The 12,892-nt window shown below is 71.2% G+C and carries 14 protein-coding genes; 9 read left to right on the plus strand and 5 right to left on the minus strand.

All coding sequences use genetic code 11. From position 1 onward, the window contains the following. The first annotated feature begins 468 nt into the window (after positions 1-468). The 5 genes from SNA_RS43075 to SNA_RS01525 all read left to right on the plus strand — a co-directional run bounded on the left by SNA_RS43075 (position 469) and on the right by SNA_RS01525 (position 4,047). Complete coding sequence (locus SNA_RS43075) at positions 469-633, plus strand: hypothetical protein (protein WP_198534962.1); 165 nt, start codon at positions 469-471, stop codon at positions 631-633. A gap of 61 nt (positions 634-694) precedes the next feature. Beyond that, a complete protein-coding gene (locus SNA_RS01510; RefSeq protein WP_030067408.1) occupies positions 695-1,006 on the plus strand; it encodes a Dabb family protein in 312 nt (103 codons plus the stop codon). Between the two features lie 215 nt (positions 1,007-1,221). Continuing rightward, complete coding sequence (locus SNA_RS01515; protein WP_030067409.1) at positions 1,222-2,031, plus strand: RNA polymerase sigma factor SigF; 810 nt, start codon at positions 1,222-1,224, stop codon at positions 2,029-2,031. Positions 2,032-2,265: 234 nt separating this feature from the next. Then, positions 2,266-3,135, plus strand: coding sequence for an RNA polymerase sigma factor SigF (locus SNA_RS01520; protein ID WP_030067410.1), 870 nt, complete (start codon positions 2,266-2,268; stop codon positions 3,133-3,135). A gap of 150 nt (positions 3,136-3,285) precedes the next feature. Beyond that, entirely contained in the window at positions 3,286-4,047 is a 762-nt protein-coding gene (locus SNA_RS01525; protein WP_044362665.1) for a hypothetical protein, read from the plus strand. A 60-nt stretch (positions 4,048-4,107) separates the two neighbouring features. Here SNA_RS01525 and SNA_RS01530 read toward each other — a convergent pair whose 3' ends face one another. Continuing rightward, positions 4,108-4,935, minus strand: a complete 828-nt coding sequence (locus SNA_RS01530) for a patatin-like phospholipase family protein (protein ID WP_030067412.1) — start codon at positions 4,933-4,935, stop codon at positions 4,108-4,110. Positions 4,936-4,992: 57 nt separating this feature from the next. Further along, complete coding sequence (locus tag SNA_RS01535; RefSeq protein WP_044362669.1) at positions 4,993-5,634, minus strand: TetR/AcrR family transcriptional regulator; 642 nt, start codon at positions 5,632-5,634, stop codon at positions 4,993-4,995. Positions 5,635-5,819: 185 nt separating this feature from the next. On the opposite strand from SNA_RS01535, the gene SNA_RS01540 reads away from it, so the two are divergent. Then, entirely contained in the window at positions 5,820-6,572 is a 753-nt protein-coding gene (locus tag SNA_RS01540) for an SDR family oxidoreductase (RefSeq protein WP_044362670.1), read from the plus strand. Between the two features lie 57 nt (positions 6,573-6,629). On the opposite strand, the gene SNA_RS01545 is transcribed toward SNA_RS01540, so the two are convergent. After that, positions 6,630-7,505 carry a glycosyltransferase family 2 protein gene (locus SNA_RS01545; RefSeq protein WP_030067415.1) on the minus strand — a complete coding sequence of 292 codons (876 nt, stop codon included), beginning with the start codon at positions 7,503-7,505 and terminating at the stop codon, positions 6,630-6,632. 163 nt (positions 7,506-7,668) lie between these two features. On the opposite strand from SNA_RS01545, the gene SNA_RS01550 reads away from it, so the two are divergent. Continuing rightward, entirely contained in the window at positions 7,669-8,142 is a 474-nt protein-coding gene (locus SNA_RS01550; protein ID WP_030067416.1) for a VOC family protein, read from the plus strand. Positions 8,143-8,198: 56 nt separating this feature from the next. Here the strand turns inward: SNA_RS01550 and SNA_RS01555 are convergent, their stop codons facing one another. Both SNA_RS01555 and SNA_RS01560 read right to left on the minus strand, forming a co-directional pair. Continuing rightward, a complete protein-coding gene (locus SNA_RS01555; RefSeq protein ID WP_030067417.1) occupies positions 8,199-9,068 on the minus strand; it encodes an AraC family transcriptional regulator in 870 nt (289 codons plus the stop codon). A 199-nt stretch (positions 9,069-9,267) separates the two neighbouring features. Then, a complete protein-coding gene (locus SNA_RS01560; RefSeq protein ID WP_030067419.1) occupies positions 9,268-9,489 on the minus strand; it encodes a hypothetical protein in 222 nt (73 codons plus the stop codon). 265 nt (positions 9,490-9,754) lie between these two features. Between SNA_RS01560 and SNA_RS01565 the strand changes: the two genes are divergently transcribed. Together SNA_RS01565 and SNA_RS01570 are read left to right on the plus strand one after the other, a co-directional pair. After that, a complete protein-coding gene (locus SNA_RS01565; RefSeq protein WP_030067420.1) occupies positions 9,755-10,249 on the plus strand; it encodes a MarR family winged helix-turn-helix transcriptional regulator in 495 nt (164 codons plus the stop codon). Between the two features lie 101 nt (positions 10,250-10,350). Then, a complete protein-coding gene (locus SNA_RS01570) occupies positions 10,351-12,867 on the plus strand; it encodes an MFS transporter (RefSeq protein ID WP_476718241.1) in 2,517 nt (838 codons plus the stop codon). Positions 12,868-12,892 lie beyond the last annotated feature (25 nt).

Here is a 12,892-nt window from a genome sequence, read left to right on the forward strand (position 1 = left end):
GGGCCCGGAAAGGGGGCGAAGGGGCCCGGGGTGGCCGGCCGGGGGAAGCGGCGGCTCGGGGTGCACCGCTCCCCCCGAGGGGGACCGGGCCTCAAAGCCCGCGCCGCAGTCAGGGGGATGAAGCCGGCGCGGACCCCGCAGAGAGGTCCCGTCCCACACCCGGCGGCTTCCTGCCAGACCCGCCGGGCTCCTTTCATCCTGCCTGCGCCGACCGCCCCGGCCACCCGGCGAATGGCCCTCCTTGTCGGGCCTTTGGTCCTTAAAGACCAGATCAGGGGCAGCCCCGCGGTGACCTACCGGGCAATCGGCGGCCGCATCCCGGCTGCCTTGGTCGAACACCTGTGGTTACACTCACCCGACTGCATCCGGCTGGGGAGTCCGGGACGGCTCAAAGACCCGGGACCTGGAGAGCAGCCGACGGCAGAGGAAAACCAGGGACGGCCGCAGGGAACAGGGGAGACGGGACCGATGGCGCAGGCAAAGAAGATCGTGTTGTACCTGCTCATCGTCTTCGTGCTCTACACGATCATCACGTCCCCGGCGCGGGCCGCCAACCTCGTCCAGATAGGCTTCGAGGGCATCTCGGCCGCCGCTCAGGGCGTCGGCGAGTTCATGACCCAGCTGATCAAGTAGTCGGCGGGTCGCCGGCCGGTCGCCCGACCGGCCGTGCAGCCACCGCCGCACGGAGGTCCCCGTGATCCGCCACCTGGTCCTGTTCAAGCTCAACGAAGGCGTCTCCCGCGACGACGAACGGGTACAGGCCGGCGTCCGCGCGTTCGAGGCGCTGAAGGACGAGATCCCGGAGCTGACCTTCTGGGAATGCGCCTGGAACATCACCGACCGGCCGATCGCCCACGACTTCGCGATCAACTCCGCGGTGGCCGACGCCGACGCCCTCAAGCGCTACCTGGAGCACCCGGCCCACCAGGCGGCCGCCGGACAGTGGCGCGCCTTCGCCACCTGGGTGATCGCCGACTACGAGTTCCAGGGCCCGGCCGGAGCCTGACGCCCGCCGCCCCGCCCTCCGGGGCGCCGCAGACCTTCCACGAGCCCCCCGCCCGCCACGGACGGGGGGCTTCGCCGTATCCCGGATCTCCCGTATCCCCTGGATCCCAACGGCCAACTCTCCCCCCAACACGGCGTTATGGGGTACTTGCACCTTATGCACACTCTTGTGATGCTATGACCGCTTTGCCGGATACATACGCTGTGAAGGGTGGCCTGACCGTGACGGCCCGTACTGCGCCAAAGGCTCCATCCCGCGAGAGCCGTAGCGCGGACACGCGGGCGCTCACACAAGTGCTGTTCGCGGAGCTGTCCGGCCTCGAACCGGGTACACCGGAGCACACCCGGGTCCGCGCGGCCCTGATCGAGGCCAACCTTCCGCTGGTCAGATATGCCGCGGCCCGCTTCCGTAGCCGTAATGAACCCATGGAGGACGTCGTCCAGGTCGGCACCATCGGGCTGATCAATGCGATCGACCGGTTCGACCCCGACCGCGGCGTCCAGTTCCCGACCTTTGCGATGCCGACCGTCGTCGGCGAGATCAAACGCTACTTTCGGGACAATGTCCGGACGGTGCATGTACCCCGCCGCCTCCACGAGCTGTGGGTGCAGGTCAACGGCGCGACCGAGGACCTCACGGTGCTGCACGGCCGCTCCCCCACCACCACCGAGATCGCCGAACGCCTCAAGATCAGCGAGGACGAGGTGCTCGCCTGCCTGGAGGCCGGCCGCTCCTACCACGCCACGTCCCTGGAGGCCGCCCAGGAGGGCGACGGCCTGCCCGGCCTGCTGGACCGCCTCGGCTACGAGGACCCCGAGCTCGCCGGCGTCGAGCACCGCGACCTCGTACGGCATCTGCTCGTCCAGCTCCCCGAACGCGAACAGCGCATCCTGCTGCTGCGCTACTACAGCAATCTGACGCAGTCCCAGATCAGTGCGGAACTGGGGGTGTCGCAGATGCACGTCTCCCGGCTACTCTCGCGGAGCTTCGCGCGCTTGCGGTCCGCAAACCGGATCGACGCCTGACGGGACCCGCCCGACGGCGCCGACACCCCAACCGGAAACAGGAGCGATCTCTCACCGGGACGAGGTACCCGTTCCTGCACAGATATGTCGACAAGGCGCTACAGCGTGTTGCCGACATGTGACATTCTGCAGAAACCGCGTTTGCCGTGGCGCTGCCTCCGGTATTCAGGTGGAGGCATCACTCCTCGGTCCGCCCGGCCCGAGGACACCGCAGCGACACCTCAAGGGGGTGGCATGTCCGTAGAACTGGGCAGCTCGAAGGTGCTTCCCGCGATTCCCGCGCCCGCGCCGCACCTGCACGACCAGGCACCCGTCCAGGTGCCCGTCCAGGTGCCCGACGACGCCATCAACACCCGCACGCTCTCCCGCTCCCTGTTCCTGCGGCTGGCCACGCTCGACAAGGACTGCGCGGAGCGCACCTATGTCCGCGACACCCTCATCGAACTCAACCTCCCGCTCGTCCGTTACGCCGCGGCCCGCTTCCGCAGCCGCAACGAACCGATGGAGGACATCGTCCAGGTCGGCACCATCGGCCTGATCAAAGCCATCGACCGTTTCGATTGCGAACGCGGCGTGGAATTCCCGACGTTCGCGATGCCCACGGTCGTCGGCGAGATCAAGCGCTTCTTCCGCGACACCTCGTGGTCGGTACGGGTGCCGCGCCGCCTCCAGGAGCTGCGGCTGGCCCTCACCAAGGCCAGCGACGAGCTCTCCCAGAAGCTGGACCGTTCCCCGACCGTTCCCGAACTCGCCCTGTGCCTGGGCGTGTCGGAGGAAGACGTCGTCGACGGCCTCGCGGTCGGCAACGCCTACACCGCCTCCTCCCTCGACTCCCCCTCCCCCGAGGACGACGGCGGCGAGGGCTCCCTCGCGGACCGCCTCGGCTACGAGGACAGCGCGCTGGAGGGCGTGGAATACCGCGAGTCCCTCAAGCCCCTGCTGGCCAAACTCCCGCCCCGGGAGCGCCAGATCATCATGTTGCGCTTCTTCGCCAACATGACGCAGTCACAGATCGGCGAGGAGGTCGGCATCTCCCAGATGCACGTCTCCCGGCTGCTCACCCGCACTCTCGCGCAGCTGCGCGAAGGGCTCATCGCCGACTGAGGTCCGGTCCGCCGAGGGGTGCGCCGCTCGGCGGACAGCGGAAGAGGGAGGCGTAGGGCCCGTCCCTCTCCCCTCTTTCTCCCACCCCTGTACTCCTGACGCATCGTCAGCAACACTGTCCCCCGGCTACCGCTGGGAGGTACCCCCACGATGCGACGGACGACGGCAGTTGGCCGCACCTCGGCGGCCGTGGTGTTCCTGGGCGTTCTGCTCGCCGGCTGCGGCAGCGCGCCGCCCAAGAGCTATGTCGCGCTGGGCGCGGCGGGCCCCGCCGACGGCCGGGCCCCGGTGAAGGCCGTACCGCCCCGCGACGGAATCGAGCTGACGCCCCTGGACGGCGACGGCACGCATTCCCCTTCCGGCCACCCCTCCCCGGGCGCCCCTTCCCGTACGGGCGGCGACGGCACGCCCCCCGGAGCCCCCACCGGAAGCCCTGGCGACGCAACCGCCCCATCCGCCAACTCCCCGGCGCCACCGGGAGCTTCCGCCACCCCTGGCGAACCCGGCGGCCACACCGGCCCCGGCAGCGGAGACGGACCCGGCCCCGGAGACGGCAGCACCACCCCTGGCCCGCCGTCCCCCACCCTGCCCACCGGCCCCGGTGCCCCCGCCGGCCTCCTCGTCGGCAGGCCGGATCTCGCCGACACCGACGTCCGCTGGTGCCAGAAGGTCACCCTCGGCTTCCTCAACACCGGTCAACACCCCGTGACCCAGGGCACCGTCACCTTCGGCACCCACATCATCGGCCCCCTCGGCATCGACTGGGCCACCCGCAACTCCACCCACGCGCTTCCCCTGCCTCTCGCCCCCGGCAAGCGGCAGACCGGCACCTGGCGCGTGTGCGTGGACGCCTGGCGGGTGCCGCTCGGGATGCACCTCGACACCAGGGACGTGACCTTCGGGTGGAAGTGACGCGGCCGGGGCAGGCCCGTACGCCGGTCAACACCCCTGCGGGGACTGGGCGGCCGTGGATCATTCCTGCCAGGTGGCCCGGACCTGTTCGGCGAGTGCGCCACCTTGCCGGAGCCCGGCCCGGTAGGACGGCTGCCAGGCCGCCCGGTCGTGCAGATCGGGCCCGAAGGCCCGTACCGTCTCCTCATCGGGCGCGATCGTCACCACCGCGTCCGCACCGGCCGCGGCGAGCTCCCGCGCCAGCGGCTCGCGGGGGAAGAGATGCGCCAGCGGCTCGACGACGACCAGCGCGCGGGCGCCCGCGGCGAGATCGGCGTTGGTCCCGGACCGCAGGCCGCCGTCCATGTACCGGCGGCCGTTTACGGTGACGGGCGGGTAGATGCCCGGGAAGGCCGTGCTCGCCGCCACTGCGGAGGGCAGCGGGACGCCACTGGCGCGGTCGAAGACCTCCGGCTCGCCCGTCGCGACGTCCACCGCGGTGATGAGCAGCTTGCGGTCCGGCCAGCGGTCCGCGCCGGTGACGGCTTCCATACGGGCGAGATGGGCCTGCTCGGGCCCCGTCTCGGCGGTCAGCGCGAGCCTGCCCACGCGGCGTCGCACCTCGGCGGGGTTGGCCCCTGCCGCGCCGAGCACTGCGAACACCTCGCCCAGCCGGCGGCCGTCCACCAGGGGCGGGACGCCGGTCCGCCGGGGGACGGCGAGCCGGTCGGGGTCCTGCCCGGTGGCCAGCAACGCGCCGACGATCGCTCCCGCCGAGGTACCGACGGTCAGATCCGCCTCGGCAAGATCCACGCCGTTCCCGCGCAGCCCGCCGACGAGGCCGGCCATCCAGGCCGTCCCGACCACTCCTCCGGCGCCGAGCACCACCGCACGTGTGCATACCGCCATCGCTCCCCCTCGTCCGACCGGCATGGGCGCCGAGGCTATACCCCGCGGGGCTTCGGCCTATCGGCCCGCCCCCTTCGGCCCCCGCATGCCGAGCCCGCCGAGCCCGCCGAGCAGGGAGTCGGTGAGGCGATCGGCCGTCGCATGGTCGAGGGGGGCGTGCCCGAGGAGGAAGCGGTACCAGAACAAGCCGTAGAACTGATCCACCATCAGGTCGAGGTCGGTGTTCGCGGGCAGTTCGCCGCGTTCGACGCCGCGGGCGGCGACTTCCCGTACGGCCGCGCGGCGGGCGGCGGTGAAGGTGCGCAGCATCTCTGTGAGGTGCGGGTCGCGCGCCGCCTCGCGTACGAGGGTGCGTAGGGCCGGGCCGGTGGGGGTGTGCCGGGCGGCGTCGAAGGTGGCGGCGATGAGGGTGCGCAGGTCGTCGCGGAGCGAGCCGGTGTCCGGTGCGGGCACGTCATGGTCCGCGCGGTCGTGGAGGGCGTCCAGGAGGACGGCGCCCTTGGAGGGCCACCAGCGGTAGAGGGTCTGTTTGCCGACGCCGGCTTCGCGGGCGATGGCGTCGATGGTGATGGGAGCCCCCTCGGAGGCGGCCAGCAGCCGCATGGCGGCGTCCAGGATCGCCCGGTGGGCCGCCTCGTTACGGCGACGCCCGGTGTGCGGGCGCTCCCCTCGGGAGGGGGGCTGCGCTGCTGCGTTCATACCGTCCGGCTCTCCGTTCGTCCCGCGTCTCGTCCCCGCATCCCCACATCCGCTCCCTCTCGCCCCCATCTCACTCTTGACGAGACTAACGGTCTCGGCAACACTCTTGTCGAGACCGGCAGTCTCGTCAAGGCTGCCGAGCCCCCTCACCCGGGGGCGCCACGGGGACGAAAGGACGCACCACCATGACCGCTTCACCTGCCGCAACGCCCGCCTTCGCCGGACAGCACGTCGTCGTGATGGGCGGCAGCTCCGGCATCGGCGAGGCCGCAGCGGCGGCGTTCGCCGCCGATGGCGCCGAGGTCACCATCACCGGCCGCAGCCTGGACCGGCTGACCGCAGCGGCCGCCCGTATCGGCGGCAAGACCGTCGGCCACCGCATGGATGCCGCGGACCAGATCGACATCGACGCGTTCTTCGCACAGTCGGGCCCGATCGACCACCTGGTGCTCGCCGTCAGCGGCGCGGCGGGCAGCGGCCCCTTCGCCGAGCTCGACCTGGCGGCGCTCGCGGCCGGATTCGACGGCAAGTTCTGGCCGCAGGTGCGCATCCTGAAATCCGCACTGCCCCATATGCGCGCGGACGGCTCGGTGACCCTGATCACCGCCGCCTCCGCCCGCGCCGCCTTCCCCGGCAGCGCGGGCCTGGCCGCCATCAACGGCGCGCTCCAGGCGATGGTCCCCCCGCTGGCGGTCGAGCTGGCCCCGCTGCGGATCAACGCAGTCTCGCCCGGCGTCATCGACACCCCGTGGTGGGACGCCGTCCCGGCAGACCAGCGCAAGGCGCTGTTCGACGGCCTCGCCGCCACCACCCCGGCAGGCCGCGTCGGCCGCCCCGACGACGTCGCCCGCGCCATCCACATGGTGGCCGCCAACGGCTTCATGACGGGCGTGATCCTCGACTGCACCGGCGGCGCCCATCTCGCCACCGGGCGCTGACCCCCACTCCGCGCCTGCGAGCTAGGGCCTGTCCGACCCTGACCCATCGGACAGGCCCTAGATGACGGGCGGACGGCCCAACCGGCTCATGCGCCACACGGTGCGCCACCGCATGGGGCGGCGCGGCGGGCACGGCGTCCGCACGCCTTCGGTGAAGCCGGCGAACCAGGCCCGCAGGCCGGCCGGTTGGCGGGTGCGCGCGAGGGTTATCGCCGTCCATACGGCCAGGTAGAGGGGGATGAGGGGGGCGGGGAGGTGCCGTTTGGCGAGCCAGACGCGGTTTCGGGCCACCATGCGGTGGTACACCGCGTGCCGGGTCGGTGAGGTCCACGGGTGCTGGAGCACCAACTCGGGCTCGTAGAGCACCTTCCAGCCCTCGTCCAGGGCCCGCCAGGCCAGGTCGGTCTCCTCATGGGCGTAGAAGAACGGCTCGGGCCAGCCGCCGGTCTCGTCCAGCATCCGCATGGACAGGCCGTGGCCACCGCCGAGGAACGTCGTCACATAGCCGCGGCGCAGGGGGTCCTTGGCACGCAGGCGGGGGACGTGGCGGCGCTGGGTGCGACCGCGTTCGTCGGCGATGCGGAAGCTGACGATGCCCAGCCGCTCGTCCGCCTCGTACAGCTCCACGAGCCGGGTGAGGACATCCGGGCTGATCAGCAGCCCGTCATCGTCCAGGTCCACGACCACGTCGACGTCCCCGAACTCCCGGAGTCTGTCCAGGGCGGCGTTCCGGCCGCCGGCGATGCCCAGGTTCTCCGGCAGTTCCAGGCCGGTCACCCCGTCGGGAAGGGGTGGCAGGGGCGAGCCGTTGCCGACGACCACCACCCGCGCCGCGGGCGTGTCCTGCTTGGCCACCGAGTCGAGCAGGTCGGCCAGTTCGGCGGGCCGTGAGCCCATGGTCAGGATGGCGACGCCAACGCGCGGGTGACGCACGGATGAACTCCGTCCCTCGGGTGCGGTTGCCAGTGATGCTAGGGCCTGCCCGACGGGTCGGCGCCCTCCTGCCGGATTTCCCCCCGATGGCCGATGAGTTCCGCCCGCCGCGCCGGTCAGTACTCCTACAGAACCGACCGCGGATGCGCAGGAGGACGACACCATGCCCCAGATCACCCCCAACCTCTGGTTCGACACCCAGAGCGTGGAGGCCGCCGAGTTCTACTGCTCGGTGTTCCCGAACTCCAGGATCCGGAATATCTCGTACTACACGGAGGCCGGTCCGCGCCCCGCCGGTACCGTCCTGACCGTCGATTTCGTGCTCGACGGCAAGGAATTCACCGCGATCAACGGCGGCCCCCAGTTCACCTTCGACGAGGCGGTCTCGTTCCTGATCACCTGCGGCGACCAGGAAGAGATCGACTACTACTGGACCAAGCTCTCCGAAGGCGGCGAAGAGGGCCCGTGCGGCTGGGTGAAGGACAGGTTCGGCCTGTCCTGGCAGGTCGTCCCCACCGGGATGGCCGAGCTGATGAGCGACCCCGACCAGAGCCGCGCCACCCGCGCCATGCAGGCCATGCTCGGCATGAAGAAGATCGACATGGCGGCCCTCCAGGCGGCGGCCGACCAGGGCTGACGGCGACGGCATCCGGGGCCGGCCTGCCGAAAGCCGGCCCCGCAGGCGCGCCGTTCTCAACCGGCCGTGGTCCGCTCCACCGGAATCCACAGCCGCGCCTGCGCCTGCTTGCCGTCCTCCGTCGGCCGGACCCACAGGATCTCGGGGCCCGGCCGGCTCCGGTACGGGTTGGACGGGAACCACTGCGCGTACACGTCCCCCCACAGGTGCTGAAGCGCCTGCGGATACGGTCCGGTGTTCTCGAAGACGGCCCAGGTCCCCGCCGGCACGTGCAGTTCGTCGAGCCCCTCCGGCGCTGCCGCACTCGTCACCACCGCGTGGTAGTAGTCGAGTTCGGTGCCCTCCTCCATGCTCGCGTCGAGCCGTACGACCGCCGAGACGATCCCGTCCGGCTCCTGGTCGGACAGGGCGGCGATGCGCGCTACGGTCTCCTTCCCGATGCTCTTGACGTGGGCGACGATCGCCGGGTTCTCCCCGTTGTGCACGAGCGGTACGCGGGCCTTCTTCCCCACGACCCGGAACGCGTCCTTCTCCACAATCCGGTACGACATGCTGCTGCTCCCCTCGACGACGAGTCGGAAGGACATCCGGGGCTGGGACTGCAACACCGCGCCGCTCCGCCGGGCCGCGCCGGGCCCGACGCCGTGCATCGCGCGGAACGCCCGCGCGAACGCCTCCCCCGAGCCGTAGCCGTAGCGCACCGCGACATCGAGCAACGTCCGCTCCCCGGCGAGCACTTCGGCCCCCGCGAGGGTCAGCCGCCGACGGCGGACGTAGTCCGACAGCGGCATCCCCGCCAGCGCGGAGAACAGCCGCCGGAAGTGGTACTCCGACGTCACCGCGATCCTGGCCAGTTCTCCGGCGTCGATCCGTCCGTCGAGGCGCTCCTCGATGTACTCCATCGCCTCGTTCAGCCGCTCCAGCACCCGGACTCCTTCCCTTTCGCTGCCTTACTTTAGGAACGGGCGGCCGTGTCGGACCCGACATCCGGTGCCCGCTGAAGTCGGGTACGCCGAGGTCAGGGGCAGGGCCAGGGCCGAGGGCAAGAGTGCGGCCCGCCGTCCGATGACGGCGGGCCGGAAGTTCCGTACGGGGTCGGGCGGCGCCCTCCAGGGGCGCGACGGCCTACTTCAGCGCCAGCCAAGCCGCTCCCGCCACCACCAGGACCGCGACGATCACGCCGACGATGACGCCCACGCGCGCCCCGCCGCCGCTCTGGGGCGCCGCTGCGCGGCGGCCTTCGGGGCTCGGAGGGGCGGTGCCCTCGTCCACGAAGGCGCGGAACATCTGGGTGCTGCCCGCCGGGTCGTAGTTGCCGCCGGCCTGGTTCTGAGGGTTGGTCGCCATGGTGAAGGACCCTAGCGAACTGCGGGTCCGAGGGGCACCCCTGGGGAGCGCACCCACATGACCTGCACTTTTGCGCCACGGGGCACGGGTACCGACCACAACCGGCCGGGACTTTTGGCGGGCTTTACCCGGCTTTACCCGAGGGCGCCTGCAACTCGTTTGCCTTCAGCAACCAACATAATCTATGGTTACATGGTTGCCTCAAGCAACGAAGATCCCCGACAGGGATCGACGAAGGACGCCATACAACACAACGTGACGACGCATGGAGGAGTCCGTGGCCACTCGGAGTCATTACGAGGAGCTGGCCCGGCAACTCAGCGCCATCGGCGCCGTCAAGCGCGAAATGGGCCGCCTCCTGCCCCAGGACTGCCCGCCCGCCTCGGCCGGCCTGCTCACCCTTCTCGAGCGGCACGGCGAGATGCGGATGAGCCAGCTCGCGGAGCTGCTGGCCATCGACATGTCGGTGACCAGCCGGCATGTCGCGCACGTCTGCGAACGCGGCTGGGTCGAGCGCAAGCCCGACCCGGCCGACAAGCGGTCGCGGCTGCTGTGCCTGACCCCGAGCGGCACGGAGCTCCTCGCGGAGCTCTCCGAGCGCTACACCCAGACCCTCGCCCGGTATCTGGACGACTGGACCGACACCGACGTCGGACACCTCGTCGACCTGCTCGCCAGGCTCCGTACGAGCTTCGGCGACTGCCGCAGCCGGGCCCCGCACGATCCCTGCACCACCCCCGCCCGTACACCCGCGGGCTGACAAGGAACCAAAGGAACCACATGGCTACGACCACACCAGCCGGTGTGCGGGGCGGCCACGCCAAGCACGGAGGCGGACAGCACGCCTCCCACGGGGCCCCCATGACGCACCGTCAGATCATGGAGGCGCTCTCCGGGCTGCTGCTCGGGATGTTCGTCGCCATCCTGTCCTCGACGATCGTCTCGAATGCGCTGCCGGAGATCATCCACGATCTGCACGGCGGGCAGAGCGCCTACACCTGGGTCGTGACGGCCGCACTGCTGTCGATGACCGCGTCCACGCCCCTGTGGGGCAAGCTCTCCGACCTGTTCAGCAAGAAGCTGCTGGTGCAGTTCGCGCTGGTCATCTACGTGGCCGGGTCGGTCGTCGCCGGACTGTCGCAGAACACCGGCATGCTGATCGCCTGCCGGGTGGTGCAGGGCATAGGCGTGGGCGGTCTGTCCGCCCTGGCCCAGATCGTGATGGCCGCGATGATCTCGCCGCGCGAGCGCGGCCGTTACAGCGGCTACCTCGGCGCCGTCTTCGCCGTCGCCACCGTCGGCGGACCGCTGCTCGGCGGCGTCATCACCGACACCAGCTGGCTCGGCTGGCGCTGGTGCTTCTACGTCGGCGTGCCGTTCGCCGTCATCGCCCTGATCGTGCTCCAGAAGACCCTGAAGCTGCCCGTCGTCAAGCGCGAGGGCGTCAAGGTCGACTGGGCGGGCGCCTTCTTCATCAGCGCGGCGGTCTCGCTGCTGCTGGTGTGGGTGACGCTGGCGGGCGACAAGTACGACTGGCTGTCGTGGCAGACCGCCGCGATGGTCGGCGGCGCGGTCGTCCTCGGTGCGATCTTCCTCCTCATCGAGTCCAGGGCCGCGGAGCCGATCATCCCGCTGCGGCTGTTCCGCAACAAGACGATCACCCTGGCCTCGCTGGCCTCGCTGTTCGTCGGCGTCTCGATGTTCACCGGCACCGTGTTCTTCAGCCAGTACTTCCAGCTGGCCCGCGACAAGTCGCCGACGATGTCCGGCGTCATGACCATCCCGATGATCGGCGGCCTGTTCATCTCGTCGACGGTCTCCGGCCAGGTCATCACCAAGACCGGCCGCTGGAAGGCATGGCTGGTCACCGGCGGTCTGCTGCTGACCGCGGGCCTCGGCCTGCTGAGCACCATCCGTTACGACACCGAGTACTGGCACATCGCGATCTTCATGGCGCTGATGGGCCTCGGCATCGGCATGATGATGCAGAACCTGGTCCTTGCCACGCAGAACCAGGTCGCCCCTCAGGACCTCGGTTCCGCCTCGTCCGTCGTGACCTTCTTCCGTTCCCTCGGCGGTGCGGTGGGCGTCTCGGCGCTCGGTGCGGTGCTCGGCAACCGCGTCACCCACTACGTCAAGGACGGCCTGGCCGACCTCGGCCCCAAGGGCGCCAAGGCCGCCGCGCACGCCGCCGGCAACAGCGGCGGCGGCATCCCCGACCTGGACGCCCTCCCGGCGCCGCTGCGCACCGTCATGGAGAGCGCCTACGGTCACGGCGTGGCGGACGTGTTCCTCTACGCGGCGCCCTGCGCGCTGCTCGCCTTCCTGTTCACCCTGTTCATCAAGGAGGTCGCATTGAAGACGCGTGGTGGTCTGGCCCAGAGCTCGGACGGCACGGACGGCACCGAGACCGCGGCCGTCCCGGCGGAAGCGGCCGCCGAGGCATCCGCCGCCGCGGCTCCGGCCGCCGAGGAGCGGGAGCCCGTCCTGGTGGGCGCCGCCCCCTCGGACGACGAGTACGGCCACACCCCCTCCTGGGCCCGGCCGGCCGTCGCCGCCGCGCCCCAGCCGCTGGCCGCGTACGCCTCGGCAGGCAACGGCGACGCCCCGGCGGGCCCGGCCGTCCACGGCTTCGTCCGGAACGCGGAGGGCAACCCCGTCCCCCGCTCCGCCGTCACGCTGATCTCGCTCACCGGCCGCCAGCTGGGCCGCGCGGTCGCCCAGGCCAACGGCTCGTACGTCCTTGGTGCCCCCGGCGCCGGGTCGTACGTCCTGATAGCCGCGGCCGACGGACACCAGCCGCAGGCTTCCACGGTCGTCGTCGGCGATACGCCGCACGCCTTCGACATCCTGCTCAGCGGCACCAGCGGCCTGGCCGGCCAGGTCCGCAGCGCGAGCGGCGGCGAACCGGTCGCCGGTGCGATGGTCGTCGTCACCGACGTCCGCGGCGAGGTACTGGCTACCGGAACCACCGGCGCCGAAGGCCACTTCGCCTTCGCCGAGCTGGCCCCGGGCACCTTCACCGTCGCCGTGAACGCCGCGGACTACCGCCCGGCCGCACTGCCGGTCGAGGTCAGCGGCCAGGGCACCACCCGCATCGAGGTCGAACTGCGCTCCGGCGCCCGGGTGCAGGGCATCGTACGGGCGGGTGCGGACCGTCGGCCGCTGCCCGACGCCCGCGTGACGCTGGTGGATGCGGCGGGCAATGTCGTCGCCACCTCCACCACCGGGGCGGACGGCGCCTACGCCTTCACCGACCTGGACGCCGGCGACTACACGGTCATCGCGAGCGGCTATCCGCCGGTCGCCAGCGGCCTTGCGGTCGACGCACGCGGGATCGACGGCCACGACGTCCAGCTCACGCACCAGGAGGGGTGACCCCCTTCCCCCAGACCCCGGACCG

Source organism: Streptomyces natalensis ATCC 27448, from assembly GCF_000935125.1.
GTDB classification, from domain to species: domain Bacteria; phylum Actinomycetota; class Actinomycetes; order Streptomycetales; family Streptomycetaceae; genus Streptomyces; species Streptomyces natalensis.